At 49.4% G+C, this 14,499-nt stretch carries 9 protein-coding genes; all 9 read left to right on the top strand.

All coding sequences use genetic code 11. The features are described from left to right. Positions 1–58: 58 nt before the first annotated feature. The 9 genes from EDC56_RS09215 to EDC56_RS09175 all read left to right on the top strand — a co-directional run bounded on the left by EDC56_RS09215 (position 59) and on the right by EDC56_RS09175 (position 14,480). On the top strand, positions 59–1,579 hold the full coding sequence (locus tag EDC56_RS09215; protein ID WP_245980674.1) for a succinylglutamate desuccinylase/aspartoacylase family protein: 1,521 nt from the start codon (positions 59–61) through the stop codon (positions 1,577–1,579). 116 nt (positions 1,580–1,695) lie between these two features. Then, the gene (locus tag EDC56_RS09210; RefSeq protein WP_211333630.1) at positions 1,696–2,925 is read left to right on the top strand and encodes a multidrug effflux MFS transporter; all 1,230 of its coding nucleotides are present in this window, start codon (positions 1,696–1,698) and stop codon (positions 2,923–2,925) included. Between the two features lie 93 nt (positions 2,926–3,018). After that, positions 3,019–3,597, top strand: a complete 579-nt coding sequence (locus tag EDC56_RS09205) for a heme-binding beta-barrel domain-containing protein (protein ID WP_123712227.1) — start codon at positions 3,019–3,021, stop codon at positions 3,595–3,597. Positions 3,598–3,753: 156 nt separating this feature from the next. Then, complete coding sequence (locus EDC56_RS09200) at positions 3,754–4,644, top strand: acyltransferase (RefSeq protein ID WP_123712226.1); 891 nt, start codon at positions 3,754–3,756, stop codon at positions 4,642–4,644. 299 nt (positions 4,645–4,943) lie between these two features. Then, positions 4,944–7,754: a TonB-dependent receptor gene (locus EDC56_RS09195; RefSeq protein ID WP_148059365.1), complete on the top strand. Its 2,811-nt coding sequence runs from the start codon at positions 4,944–4,946 to the stop codon at positions 7,752–7,754. Positions 7,755–8,084: 330 nt separating this feature from the next. Then, a complete protein-coding gene (nagK, locus tag EDC56_RS09190) occupies positions 8,085–9,002 on the top strand; it encodes an N-acetylglucosamine kinase (RefSeq protein ID WP_123712224.1) in 918 nt (305 codons plus the stop codon). A 135-nt stretch (positions 9,003–9,137) separates the two neighbouring features. Continuing rightward, positions 9,138–11,360, top strand: a complete 2,223-nt coding sequence (locus EDC56_RS09185) for a glycoside hydrolase family 20 protein (RefSeq protein WP_162844135.1) — start codon at positions 9,138–9,140, stop codon at positions 11,358–11,360. Between the two features lie 91 nt (positions 11,361–11,451). Continuing rightward, positions 11,452–13,287, top strand: coding sequence for a sodium:solute symporter family protein (locus tag EDC56_RS09180; RefSeq protein ID WP_123712222.1), 1,836 nt, complete (start codon positions 11,452–11,454; stop codon positions 13,285–13,287). Positions 13,288–13,409: 122 nt separating this feature from the next. Continuing rightward, a complete protein-coding gene (locus tag EDC56_RS09175) occupies positions 13,410–14,480 on the top strand; it encodes an acyltransferase family protein (RefSeq protein ID WP_123712221.1) in 1,071 nt (356 codons plus the stop codon). Positions 14,481–14,499 lie beyond the last annotated feature (19 nt).

The following is a 14,499-nucleotide window of genomic DNA, read 5'->3' as shown; positions in this document are numbered from 1 at the left end:
AAGCTGGATATTCTAACCGCTTTTTATTGATTGTTTGTTTTTGCTAGGACTTATCTTGATGAAAATACCACTAAAGTCATATTGCATGCCGGCTTTGTTGTCCTGCGCCCTTTTGCCATTACTTAACGCGCAGGCGGCAGAACCCCTTGATGACGAGCAGGCAGTAGTGGTATCGACGACAGCTAATGGTGAGGATGCTGCTGCACCGGTAACGTTGACAGCTGCTGAGCAGCATGCCGTTTTACAGAGGGCTGAGAGTATTGACCTGGGCAAACCCCTAACCGAGGTTGAGCCGGCTATACAAAAGGGTGACAGCTCAGTGAAGGCTCGTCCTCATGTGGAGAGTCAGCTCGGTGCGATGAAGGTTAAGGCGGTTAATGCCGAGGCAGAAAACCAGCAAGGTCGCGGCGATGACGCGGGGCATGAGGGCGCACCGGCAGCTAAGGAGGTTGCGACAGCTGCATCTGAGTTAGCGAATCCTTTAGTGTTGCTCGGAGCCGAGGTACCGCCTGCGACCTCGACGCGCTTGATGTGGTCGCCAAGTCAGGGCTTTGCAGGACTCTATAGCCCGACACCCGTGCTGGTGGTCAATGGTGCCCATAATGGTCCGACACTCTGTTTGACTGCAGCCATTCATGGCGACGAGTTAAACGGTATTGAGATGGTACGGCGTGTGATGTACAGCCTTGATGCGGATGAGTTAAGGGGGGCGGTGATCGGTGTCCCCATCGTTAACTTGCAGGGCTTTCATCGCGGAACGCGTTACCTGACGGATCGTAGAGACCTCAATCGTTACTTCCCTGGCGATCCTTCCGGCAGCTCGGCAGCTCGAATTGCCTATTCTTTCTTTCATGAAGTAATTGCCCATTGTGATGCTGTGGTGGACCTGCATACCGGCTCATTTTACCGGACCAACCTGCCGCAGCTACGCGCCGACCTAACTAAGCCGCAGGTGGTTAAGCTGACCAAAGGCTTTGGTTCGACGGTCGTTCTCCACGGTGAGGGGTCTTCAGGCACCTTGCGCCACGAAGCCGTCGCTGTGGGCATCCCGACGGTGACACTCGAGGCGGGTGGGCCGATGTTACTGGATGAGAGTTCGGTGAGTCATGGGGTCAAGGCGATTAGGACGTTATTAAATCAGTTGGATATGTTGAAACAGTTCAGTCTTTGGGGGGATCCTGAGCCCGTTTATTATAATTCGGTATGGGAGCGGGCAGAGCAGGGTGGTATTTTATTCAGTCGCGTTAAGCTAGGCGCGAGAGTGAAAGAGGGGCAGCTATTGGGAGTGATCACCGACCCGATTACCAATGTGCGTTCGGAAATTTTATCGAAACATCACGGGCGAGTGCTAGGCATTGCGCTCAATCAGGTGGTGCAGCCTGGCTTTGCTGCTTACCACGTCGGGATTCAGGCACCAGAAGAGCAGGTAAGTAAACCGAGCCCCGTCACTATTCATCACCAGGAGGCAAAGCCTGCAGAGTCCGCTCAGTCGGCGGATGAGGTTGAGACGGTGTCTGGAGCGGTAGAGACACAGGCCGCCAAAAAGGTGGAAGAAGCGCCCGTGGAAAGTAGTAAATAGTCAGCGGCTGGTCGTCAATCGCGGATAGAAAAGTGCAGTAAAGGGCAGAGCGAGCGAGATTCTTCGCAGTGCCATTTATGGCTGAAATGTATGTTAGTTAGATAAAGACAGTAGTAATGACACAGCAACGTATGGGTTTTGTTGAGACAGTAATTTTAATGGCGCTGATGATTGCGGTGGTGGCGCTATCCATTGATAGCATGTTGCCAGCGCTGCCGCAGATTGGCCGTGATTTATCCGCGGCCCATGCCAATGATACGCAGTTTATTGTCTCGGCGTTGTTCCTCGGCCTTGCCTTCGGCACGCTGATATATGGTCCTCTCGCGGACAGCTGGGGGCGAAAACCGGTGGTCTATCTCGGCTTTGTACTCTTTATTATCGGCTGTCTTATCTCCTACATGGCCCAAGATATGACGGTGATGTTATTGGGGCGCTGTTTACAAGGGTTTGGTGTTGCCGCGCCGAGAGTATTGGCCACGACGATTATTCGTGATCAATATGAAGGGGTCATGATGGCGAAGGTCATGTCGTTAGTGATGACGGTGTTTATTTTGATGCCGGTGGTGGCGCCCACGCTCGGCCAACTGATTCTGTTTACGGGCAGTTGGCGGCTAATTTTTTTGGTTTTTATCGCCTTTGGTTTGATGACTTTAATTTGGTTTGCAGTGCGTCAGCATGAGACCTTAGCGGTCGAAAATCGTCACGCTTTATCGTTGGCCGTTATTTGGCGCAACACGGTCATAGTGGTGTCGGAACCAGTGGCCTTAGGCTATACCATTGCGACAGGGATTTTTACCGGGGCTTTTCTCGGTTATCTAACGACATCACAGCAGATCTTTCAGGACACTTATGGTCTCGCCGAGATGTTCCCGGTGTATTTTGCCACCGTGGCGCTGTCTATTGGCTTCTCATCGCTGGTCAACTCGAGGCTGGTGATGCGCTACGGTATGCGGCAGCTTTCAGGCAGTGCCATGACGGGGGTGGGGGTGTGGTCTCTGCTATTTTTGCCTGTCTGTTACTATTTTTCCGGTGTGCCGCCGCTGAGCTTGACGATGCTATATTTATTAGTGGCCTTTTTTGGTATTGGCTTACTTTTTGGCAACGTTAATAGCTTGGCGATGCAACCGCTAGGGCATGTCGCGGGCATTGGCGCAGGCATTGTCGGTGCGCTGAGTATGTTTATCTCTATCCCCATCGGGGTCACGGTTGGCCGACAATACGAGGGAGGTGTGACGCATGTGGTAGTGGCGATGGCGGTATGTTGTCTGCTGGCACGGCTTGTCGCTGCTTATGCGGACTATCGTGGTGCCATACAAGAGGGAAAAAGCGCCTCTCACGGTAATTAATTGATATGGCGCAGTAAAGAAAAGCGGGCTTACAGGTTAGAGTGTGCCGCGACAGTTGTTGACTGCTAAAACTGAGAATATAGGGAAAAGATTATGAGTGATGTAAACGTTATCGATGGCATAGATTACGGTCCTCTCGCGGCGCTAGTGGGTACCTGGAAGGGTGACAAGGGCGTAGATAAGGCTCCCGAGCCCGATGGCGAAGAGAAGAATCTCTATTACGAGACAATCATCTATGAGGCTATCGGCGATGTCGATAATGCTGAGACTCAGAATCTGGCGGTATTGCGTTATCACCAGGTGGTCAGTCGTAAGAGCAATGACGAGGTTTTTCACAACGAGACGGGTTACTGGATGTGGGATGCTGCAACGGGCACCGTCATGCAGTCGTTGTCAATTCCACGTGGCGTAGCGCTGTTGGCCGGTGGTTCGGTCACTGAGTTTGATACCAGCAAAGAGATCGTACTCGAGGTGAAGGCGACAGCCGGTGAAACGACCTTCGGCATCGTGCAGCAGCCGTTTATGGAGAAGAATGCAAAGACCTTATCTTTCTGCCACACGGTGAGTGTTGAGGGCGATAAGATGGTCTATTCTGAGTCGACGATGCTCGATATCTATAACAAGGAATACGACCACACCGACCGTAACAGGCTGACACGTGTGGTGGGCTAGTCGCCGCGGATATAGGTGTTGTTAATCTACTGCACTTGATACAGAGCCGGGCAAGTCCCGGCTCTGTTGTATTTAGAGAATTCTGCTGTGTTATTATAAGGCAGTTAACCTACTTACCACGGCTGTCGAAGGCCGGAGAATTTGTTGAGTTGTCAGATGAAAGCATTTGTGACTGGTGTAGCGAGTTTTCTACTACTTTTTTTTAATACCGTGATCTTTGTGATACCGCTGATGTTCATCGCATTGGTGAAGGTGTTGCTGCGTATCGGCCCTATACAGCATGCTTGCAGCCTCTCGTTAACCTGGATTGCAGAGACTTGGGCGACGATCAACAAGCTTATCTTTGCCACCACCACCAACACGGTTTGGGATGTACGTGGGCTCGGCGACTTAGACAAAAAGCACTCCTATTTAGTCTTGGCGAATCATCAGAGCTGGGTGGATATCCCTGCGCTGTTACAGACGTTTACTGGGCGGGCGCCTTTCTTTAAGTTTTTCCTAAAAAAGGAGCTGATCTGGGTGCCGTTACTCGGCTTGGCGTGGTGGGCGCTGGACTATCCGTTTGTGCGTCGCTATGGGAAAGAGTTCCTCAAGCAGAACCCCCACCTTAAAGGTAAGGATTTGGAGCTGACACGCAAGGCCTGCGAGAAGTTTAAAACGCAGCCGGTATCGGTGATGAACTTTGTCGAGGGCACGCGTTTTCGTGCGGATAAGCACCAAAAAACTCAGTCGCCATATCGTACGCTGTTAAAGCCAAAATCGGGTGGTATTGCCTTTGTTTTGGCGGCGATGGGCGGGCAGTTTGAGTCAATCTTGGATGTCTCTATTGCCTATCGAGACGGTGAAGTACCGAGCTTCATCGATATGTTGTGCGGCCGTATCGACCGCGTCATCATCGATATTCAGCACAAGCCGATTCCCGCTTATATCTGTGCCGGTGACTACAGTGAAGACAAGGCGTTTCGGGTCGAATTTCAGTCTTGGTTGAATGAAATTTGGCAACAAAAGGATGAACGTTTAATTACATTACGCCAAGAATTGAATTAATGCGACATTGCAATAAAAGTAAAAGAGAGAGGCCTTGAGCCTCTTTTTTTTATTGTTAAAAAGCGAATTCTCCCGTTAAAAAGCAAGGCCTTGCGAATATTTCTAGCTCATTTGTTTATACGTGAAATCCCCTCAATTACCATCTGGTAGTAAGTATTTTTTCCTACACAATTGACAGCGTTGTCAAACTTTTGTTAAATTTTGATGACAGCGGTGTCATTTTAAAGGACAACCTCGGTTGCAAAAGTGGTAAGTGGTACCGCTCACAATAACAACATCAGACCAACAAGGGGCTTGTCGTGTCTAATAAGATCAGAAATATGGTTCGTGTAGTGAATCGTCATGGATTGTTGTCAAAGTCGGTAGCGATGTGCGCTCTGATGTCAATGACTAATGGGGTGATGGCTCAGGCTGATGCAGAAACAGCCGATGCGGGTACGCTGGAAGAGGTCGTCGTTACGGGTATTCGTGGAAGTTTGCAGGAGTCGCTCGAGACTAAGCGAAATGCAACATCAATCGTTGATGCGATTAACGCGGAAGACTTAGGTAAGTTTCCTGATAAGAACGTGGCTGACTCCCTTGCACGTATTACCGGTGTGTCGATCACTCGAGGCTTTGGTGAAGGTGAGAAAATCGCCGTGCGTGGTACCTCGCCTAACCAGAATCGTACTTTGTTAAACGGCCATGCCGTCGCTTCTGCCGACTGGTTTGTACTTGATACGCCATCGCGTGCGTTTAACTACTCTCTACTCCCTTCTGCTATTGTCTCTTCGCTAGAGGTTTACAAGACACCGCAGGCGCAAATTCAAGAAGGCTCTATCGGCGGTACCACGTACATCCGTACTCGCAAACCTTTAGAGATGGAAGCAAACTCGGGTAACATTAATGCTCAGGGGCAGTACTCAACTGAGTCGGAAGAGACAGACCCTCAGTTCAGCGGTATGTACTCCTGGAAGAATGACGACGAAACCTTTGGTTTGATGGGCTCATACACCTATCAAGAGCGTAACCTAGTTCGTAGTGGTAAAGAAGTTTACGGTTTTAGCCAACAGGAAATCGATGGTCAAGATGTTTGGGCGCCACGCGCCATGGGTGACGCTTACTTTGAGCAACAGCGTGAGCGTGAGACTTACATGTTCACTGCGCAAGCGCGTCCAAGTGACCGCTCTGAAATCACATTGAACTACTTGAATTCAAGCCTCGGTGCTAATAACACCAATATAAGTAATTATAGTTGGTTCTTGGATACAAAGAATACAGGCGCTGATGATGATCCAAAAACGGCTGACAATGAGGCTCTTGAGAAAGGTGTGATTGATGGTTCGGCAACCTTTTCTGGAGGCGGTGTCGTTGCAGGCACGGCTTTAAATGCTTACTCTGAGTACTATGTTATTGATCGACAGTCAAATTCTAACACAGAGTCGATTAACCTCGAGTTTGATCAAGAGTTCGATACCTTCAATATGGCTGTTAATGTAGGCCATACTAACGCTGATGGTGGTACCAGTAATGACCGTCATTATAACTTTGATACACGAGCTGGCTCTGCGAGCTTCGATGAAGATTTAAATGTAGTGCGTACTAATGATGGTGCTGTTGAAACAACAGACGATTTGTTGGGCCGAAGTGTTGGTTGGATTCAGGAGGGGAGTCGCACCATGGAAGATAGTGAAAACTATGCCATGGTTGATTTTGATATCCCGGCAGAAGTTGGCGTGTTTACAGGCTTTAAAACCGGTGTGATGGCGCGTGACCACCAGAAGAGTCAAGAGGGCACCTCGACTCGTTTCCATCTTCTGGCGGATGGCCAACACGAGGGTGGAAATGCTGGTAAGTGGGGCGTAATGAATGATAACTACGATGTTGAAGCAAACGGCTTCCCTACTTGGTTGTCGTGGCCGGGGCAGATGAAGTCGCAGCAGATGCGGGATTATTTGGCTGATGGTAACAACGCCCCGTTCCCTGTCGTTGATCCGGATGCGATGAATCCCGATATTTACCCGGCTGCTGCCTATGCCTATCCGACAATCACTGTGATGGATCCATCACAGACTTGGGACGTGAAGGAGCGTATTTATGCGGCCTACTTCAGCGGCGACTTTGAGATTGATCGCTTAAGCGGTAATGTCGGTGTGCGTGTCGTCCAAACAGAGTCTGAGTCGACAGGCTATCAGTATGAGGGCGATGCCTTTGGGGCAATTGTTCAACAGCAGGGCGGCTATGATTTGTGGGTCGGTGCTGTAGGTGCGAACCCTGTTGATTCGAATCTACGTGAAGAAACTGAAAATCATAGTTACACCTCGATACTGCCTAACTTGAACGTTGCATATGACTTAACTGACGATCAGGTTCTTCGTGGCTCTATCGCTCGTACAATGGCGCGTCCCGATTATTCTCGCTTAGCTAATACGCACTGGCAGAATACTGCGTTCGATGGCTCTGTCGGTAATGCTAAGTTGGACCCAGAATACGCGAACCAGATAGATGCTTCATGGGAGTGGTATTTTGCTGATCAATCGCTGGTCTCTGCGGCGCTATTTTATAAGGATATCGACGGCACTATTGTTAATACAGTCAAGGATTACGAAGTCATCGATCCGGCCAGTAACTCCACGATTATGATACCATTCACTTCTTTTGAAAACGGTGATGGTTCTTCAATTGCCGGTCTGGAGGTTAGTTATCAACAGGCCTTCGGTGATTTTGGTGTGATTGCTAACTACACTTATACTGATGCAAAAAGTAAAGATGACCGTGATGCAGTAAATAATCCAGGTTCTGGTTTGGTTGCTGGTAGCTCAGATCACATGGCTAACCTGACGGGTTACTACGAGAACGATTGGTTTAGTGCTCGCTTAATGTATAACTACCGTACCGAGTACTACGCCGGTTTGAGTGATTTTGGCTCTGAGGAGTATATCAACGACTATGGTCAGGTTGATATGAGTGCGTCGATCTATATTCCTGGTGTCGAGGGGTTGAGCGTGACGTTAGAGGGGGTAAATATTCTTGAAGAATCTCTCGATATGTACCACATCGATAAAGACCGCAAGTCTTCGGAATATGATAACGGTGCACGCTGGTTGTTGGGTGTGAACTACACCTTCTAGTAGTTAGTACAGTAATAACCTGATGGATTGAGGCCTCACCACGATACCGTGTGTCGAGGCCCTTATTATCTCGGTTATGTTTTTCTCTCCCTAACCCTCCCTGGGTTGGGTGGATTTATTCTCTAACACCCTTTGGCGGACAGCGATCCAATTTTGGCACTGTCTATCGCGTGTGGTACGTTCCGCCTTTTTTCTTTACCTCCCTCCTTTTTCTAGCCTCAAAAATAATCAATGACAGCGTTGTCATTTGCCTAATTAAACCCTATAATGTCTTAACTGTGAAAACTCCGTAGCCTATTTGGCTAGCGTGTACCGAGTGAGGACTAAGTAATGCCTACAAGGCCTGTTGATAATAATAAAACACTGTACCTAGGTATCGATGGTGGCGGCAGTAAATGTCGCGCAAGAATAGTCAGTGCTGACAACCTGTTGCTTGGCGAGGGTATCTCAGGTCCCGCCAACCCAGTGCATGGCTTTGATCAAACGGTTTATTCGATTAAAGATGCGACTTTAAAGGCGTTAGATGACGCGAATCTGGCGCCAGAACGCATCGCTGACCTAGTTGCAGGCGTTGGCCTCGCCGGTGTCAATGTGCCTTCCTACTATGAACAGATGAATGACTGGGCACACCCTTTTTGTAAAATGTTCCTAACGACTGACCTGCATATCGCCTGTCTCGGTGCACATAGTGGTGAGGATGGTGCGGTGATCATTGTCGGTACCGGCTCCTGTGGTTTTGTCAGTGTTGCTGGAGAGCAATCGATGCTTGGAGGCCACGGCTTTCCCTATGGCGATAAGGGCAGTGGTGCATGGATCGGCTTACAGGCGATTAAGGCGGTACTGCTGGCCCACGACCACTTAGGCCCCTCGACTTTACTGACTGATCTGGTTGATGAGTTTTATCAGCTCAACGGTAATATCGTCTCGCTAATCGAGTGGGTAGCAGCTAAGCCGTCGTCGATTTATGCACGTCTTGCGCCCAGTGTCTTTCAGGCGGCGGAGGCCGGAGACCCTGTTGCCTGCCGCATTATTGAGGACGGAGTTGCTTATATTGATGCGTTGGCGAAATGTTTGCTGGATAAAAATCCACCTAAACTTGCGCTGATTGGCGGAGTGGCGGAAAAAATCCGCCCACTACTATCGCCAGAGGTGCAAGAGAAGGTGGTCGATCCTGTTGCTCAACCGGAGTTTGGCGGCATTTATTTTGCTAAAAACTCTTCGGCGACATGGCGAAAGCAATTATCATAATATGAGTGCTTAGCGTAAGCTCACCATACAATGAACTCGACTAACAGAGGTAGCATCGTTACAGCTAGGGGACAAATATTAAGTTTTAAATACCTTTTTCTTTTTATAGTCCTGATGGTAGCGGTGAATAATACGATGGCGAATATAAACAGTAAAAATAATCTGATACCGTCGCCCGAGAGCATAACTCTCGGCGACGGTTTTTTTGTTTTTAATAAAGATACGGCGCTTGTAGCCAACACTGACGTGTTGGCTACCCTGCCACAGGAGGTCCGCAGCTGGTTGCTGGTCGAGCAAAGCCTGCTGTTACGACAGAGTCAGCATGACCCTGTTAATGCGAACCGTGTGCTGCTGGCGCTTGATCAGCAGTTGGCCGCCGAAGCTTATAGCGTGCTCGTTGACGAATATGGAGTAACCGTCAGGGCTTCCTCGGGGGCGGGCTTTTATTACGCTTACCAGAGCCTGCGCCAGCTTGCCGTGCAGGCAGAGAAGCAACAGCTTAGTCTGCCGTATTTAACCTTGCACGATGCGCCGCGTTACCCGTGGCGAGGCATGATGTTGGATGTGAGTCGACACTTCTACGGCGTCGACTTCGTCAAGCGCTTCATCGATCTGATGGCGATGCACAAGATGAATGTCTTTCATTGGCACCTTACCGATGATCAGGGCTGGCGTATTGAAATAGAAGGTTACCCCTTGCTGACCAGTGTGGCGGCATATCGCGATGAGACTGTGGTAGGTCATACCTCGAATAAAAACCCAGTCTACGATGGTAAGCGTCATGGTGGTTATTACACACAGCAACAGATTCGCGACGTTGTCGCTTACGCGCAAGATAAAAATATATTGATCGTTCCTGAAATCGATGTGCCTGGTCATGTCTCTGCGTTGCTGGAGGCTTATCCACAATATGGCTGCCTGAAAAAATCGTATAAGGCGCAGACGCGTTTCGGCATTTTCGTCGATGTGCTGTGCCCGACGGAAGAGACGTTTACGCTGATCGACGATATTGTAGAGCAGGTGTCGTCTCTGTTTCCCGGCCCCTACCTGCATATCGGTGGCGATGAGGTGAAGACAGATCACTGGCGCGACTGTGATGCCTGTCAGGCATTGATGAAGCGTGAGGGTTTAACCAGTCTACGTAAAATTCAGGGTTATTTTGTCTCGCGTATCGGTGAGACCGCGGCGAAATATGGTAAGAAGCTCATCGGCTGGGATGAAGTGTTAGAAGGTGATGTGGCTAACTCCACCACCATCATGTCTTGGCGCGGTATGGAGGGGGGGATTACTGCCGCCAAGGCCGGGCATGATGTGGTGATGACGCCGGTGAGTCATGTGTATTTCGATTTTTATCAATCGACCTCGTTGGATTCGCCGCAGCGGATTCACGGCCTGACACCGCTGAGTAAGGTGTATCAGTTTGAGTTGACCCCAGAGGTGCTAAGTCCTACCGAGGCTAAGTTTATTAAGGGCGGTCAGGGTAATGTGTGGACGGAATATTTGCCAACAGAGGCGAGCGTCGAGACGGCGATCTTGCCACGAATGACAGCGCTAGCCGAGGCGCTGTGGTCCCGCGATGAAAACAAAGACTGGGATGACTTTAGCCGTCGCCTACCCGCCTTTCTCTCGCAGCTAGAACAGCAGGGTTATCAGGTGTCACCAGCGCGCTTTAAACCGTTAGCGATGACGACGGTTGATAGCGAGGGGCGTATTGTCGTGAGTTTTTCTGTCGATAGCCCTAACATCGATATTTATGTATGGACCGATCACACGCCGGAGAAGCTTTATAGCCAGCCTATCTTGGCTACCAAAGCGGAGACCTACTATGCGGTCGGAATCAATCGTGATAGCGGTGAGCGCTTTGGTCATGAGGTCGTCTCGGTGGAGCCGCATAAGGCACTGGCAAAGCCCGTACGTTACTTGAATACGCCAGAGGTCACCGGCAATCCGCTTGGTGGGCAGCTGCTGGTGAGCGGTATGCTAGCGACCGATCGAATCTTTCAATATCACGAGTGGGGGGGCTTCGATGAGCGGGGGATGGATGCGTCTATCGATCTACAAGAGCCAACGACTGTGCAAAGTTTACGTATTGGTTTTGATACCGGCTTGCATCGCCGTCTTTACCGCCCGACGGCGATAACCGTTTATATATCTAATAATGAAAAGGATTGGCAACAAGTCGCTGCAGCGACGAATGAGGCGATTCTGTTAGCTGACAGATCGTTAACTTTAAAATGGCCGTTGTTAACGGCACGCTATGTACGTGTTGTCGCCGAAAACAATAACCGTGATTATAGTGCTGAAGAGAAGCGAGAGATCGCAATGACTGTTCATATCGATGAGCTGGTGTTGCATTAATAACTAGAAACACCTTGGTTTAATACTGGTTGGTCGATATTAAATATTTGCTATCTGGTACGGGCATCAAAAAATAACAAGTGGTCAAATTATGAAGCTTGCAACAATAGATATAGTGATTATCGCGGTCTTTATCCTGCTTACTGTTGGCGTGGGGCTCTGGCTATCCAAGCTAGCAACGAGAAATATGCAGAGTTATTTCCTCGCCGGCAACGATATTCCCTGGTACTACCTAGGCTTATCTAACGCATCGGGAATGTTTGATGTGTCAGGTACGATGATTGCAGTTGCTTGGCTTTTTGTCTATGGCATTAAGAGTGCCTGGATCCCCTGGCTATGGCCAGTCTGGAACCAAATTTTCATGATGGTTTTTTTGGCAATATGGATGCGACGCTCCAATGTGATGACGGGGGCAGAGTGGATCACCTTCCGTTTTGGTGAGAGTCTTGGCGGTAAGGTTTCGCATATTGTCACGGTGGTTTTCGCCGTCGTTATCGTTATTGCTTTTATGGCTTACTTTGTAGAGGGAATAGGCAAGTTTGCGACAGAGTTCCTCCCCTGGGATTTGGCGGTGACCATCGCCGGTCACACCTTGGCCAGTGAGGACAGCTATGCGCTGATTATTATTGCCCTGACCACGTTATATACCTTAAAGGGCGGCTTCTATAGTGTCGTCGGTACAGAGGTGATTCAGTTCCTTATTATGACGGTTGCCTGTTTGATTGTAGGTTTCATCGCTTTCTTTTCGACCTCTGCCGAACAGATTCAGGCGGCGGTGCCACTCGGCTGGGACAGTCTTTGGTTTGGCTGGGAAATTGGTATCGATTGGTCTGACAAACTGCCGGCCGCTGCCGAGCGTATTCAGGACGACGGCTATGAGATGTTTGGTTTCCTCTTCATGCTAATGCTGTTCAAAGGCGTCTTCGCCAGCTTGGCTGGCCCGGTGCCGAGTTATGATATGCAGAGAATCCTCGGTACTAAGTCACCGAGTGAAGCGGCTAAGATGTTCGGTTTGACACCGATGGTGTTGTCTTTCCCGCGCTACTTCATGATCGCCGGTATTACCGTTTTGGCTCTGGTCTATATGGATCCGGCGGAGTTGGTGCAGGGCAACGGGAAGATCGACTTCGAGCGAGTGCTGCCATTTGCGATTAGTGAATACGTTGGTCCGGGCTTTAAGGGCTTGCTGTTGGCTGGCCTGCTGGCCGCGTTTATGTCGACCTTTGCCGCCTTCATCAACGCCGGCTCGGCTTATATCGTCAACGATATCTATCGCAAGTATATTAACGATGCCGCACCAGATAAGCGTTATGTGCGTATGAGTTATATCGTCACCGCGGCGTTAGTGATTGTCGGTGTTAGCTTTGGCTTGCTGGGTGGCAACATCCAGGGGCGCACCGACTGGATTGTCGGCTTATTGTACGGCAGCTATGTGGCTTCGAATGTGTTGAAGTGGCTTTGGTGGCGCTTTAATGCTTACGGCTTCTTCTTTGGCATGCTCTCTGGGATGTTGGGTGTGGCGATTCTGCCAGAGATCATGACACTGTTAGACCTTAACCTACTGGCGATAGAGCAGTTCCCGATTTTATTCGCCTTCTCAATTGTAGGTTCGCTAGCGGGCTGCCTACTGACGCCGGCCGATGATGAGCAGGTGTTGAAGAACTTCTATAAGCAGACGCGCCCTTGGGGCTTCTGGGGCCCCATACACGATAAGGTGATGGCAGATGACCCTAGCTTCGTGAAGAATAATGACTTCGGGCGAGACATGTTTAATATTGCCGTGGGCATCACCTGGCAAATGACGCTGGTGGTGATCCCCATGTTCTTGGTGATTAGGAGTTACGATAGTTTGGCGATCAGTGTCTTGGTATTTGGGCTATGTTCCCTGTCGTTGAAAAAGTTCTGGTGGGACAGATTGCAGGACTAACGATCTTCTTAAAGCACAAGGCCTGCGTATAGTAGGCCTTGGTTGATATTGGCCATATGGTTTTTTTAAAGTTGGTCAATTTGTTGTTGTAAATTTTGTATTGAAATAATAAATGGTTTTTTATGCGTTATCTTTCGATCGATATTATGCGTGGTTTGACTGTGATAGCGATGATCTTGGTGAATACACCGGGTTCGTGGGATTACGTTTACGCACCACTGTCACATGCTTCTTGGCATGGTTATACCCCTACTGATTTGATCTTTCCATTTTTCCTTTTTATTGTTGGTTCGGCGATGTGCCTGTCGATGTCGCGTGACACTGGCAGTAAGGTGCTGAGGTTGAAGAAGCTGTGGTCCCGTGGTGCAAAGATTTTTGCCATCGGTCTAGCGTTGCACTTTTATGCGAGTGGATTTGATTTTTCCTCGTTACGTATTATGGGGGTCTTACAGCGTATAGGTTTAGCCTACGTGCTGGCAGGAAGTTTAATTATCTGTCTGGATCACCGTCGGGCAGCGTTAATGTCGATTATTATTCTGCTGGCTTATTCGTTAATGTTGCTAGGCTCTGACGACCCCTATAGTTTATCGGGCAATGTTGTTGCTGAGTTAGATCGCTATATCTTGGGGGCGGCACATATGTGGCAGAAAGACGGTGTAGCCTTTGATCCGGAGGGCTTGCTGAGTACTTTGCCGGTGATCGCGACGATAATTATTGGCTATAAAACAACGTACTATTTGAGTGTTTCCAGCGACCGCCTGCGCGCAGTAATGGTCTTGTTAGCATCGGCACTGGTGATGTTGGTGATGGGCTATGTGGTGGCGAGCTCGGTACCAATCAATAAGAACCTGTGGACACCATCGTATGTGTTAATCAGCGGTGCATGGGCGATTGCCGTGTTGGCTGTATTCGTTTTACTGGTGGATGTGCTCGGCCTACAGCGCTGGGGGCGACCGCTGCTGTGGTTTGGCGCCAATCCGATGGCGTTGTATGTGATTTCCTGGGCCTGGACAGTGACGTATTATAAGTTCTCCATTGCGGGTCAGCCGTTTTATGATTACTTATACGCTTGTTTTAATGCAATGATAGCAGACCCTTATCTCGCTTCGCTGCTATTTGCCATGGCGCATATTGCCTTATTTGGCGTATTGGCGAGATGGCTCTATCGACGCGGTATTTTTATTAAGATTTAGGCTCGTGCGTATTAGCAGG

This window comes from Sinobacterium caligoides, assembly GCF_003752585.1.
GTDB classification, from domain to species: domain Bacteria; phylum Pseudomonadota; class Gammaproteobacteria; order Pseudomonadales; family Sinobacteriaceae; genus Sinobacterium; species Sinobacterium caligoides.
Note: the sequence above shows the minus strand (reverse complement) of the source record. Positions and strands in the feature narration are given on the sequence as shown.

Excerpts from the sequence above, each read along its gene's own strand:
- EDC56_RS09215 (WP_245980674.1), top strand. The coding sequence starts at position 59 with ATGAAAATACCACTAAAGTCATATTGCATGCCGGCTTTGTTGTCCTGC.
- EDC56_RS09210 (WP_211333630.1), top strand. The coding sequence starts at position 1,696 with ATGACACAGCAACGTATGGGTTTTGTTGAGACAGTAATTTTAATGGCG.
- EDC56_RS09205 (WP_123712227.1), top strand. The coding sequence starts at position 3,019 with ATGAGTGATGTAAACGTTATCGATGGCATAGATTACGGTCCTCTCGCG.
- EDC56_RS09200 (WP_123712226.1), top strand. The coding sequence starts at position 3,754 with ATGAAAGCATTTGTGACTGGTGTAGCGAGTTTTCTACTACTTTTTTTT.
- nagK (WP_123712224.1), top strand. The coding sequence starts at position 8,085 with ATGCCTACAAGGCCTGTTGATAATAATAAAACACTGTACCTAGGTATC.
- EDC56_RS09185 (WP_162844135.1), top strand. The coding sequence starts at position 9,138 with ATGGCGAATATAAACAGTAAAAATAATCTGATACCGTCGCCCGAGAGC.
- EDC56_RS09180 (WP_123712222.1), top strand. The coding sequence starts at position 11,452 with ATGAAGCTTGCAACAATAGATATAGTGATTATCGCGGTCTTTATCCTG.
- EDC56_RS09175 (WP_123712221.1), top strand. The coding sequence starts at position 13,410 with ATGCGTTATCTTTCGATCGATATTATGCGTGGTTTGACTGTGATAGCG.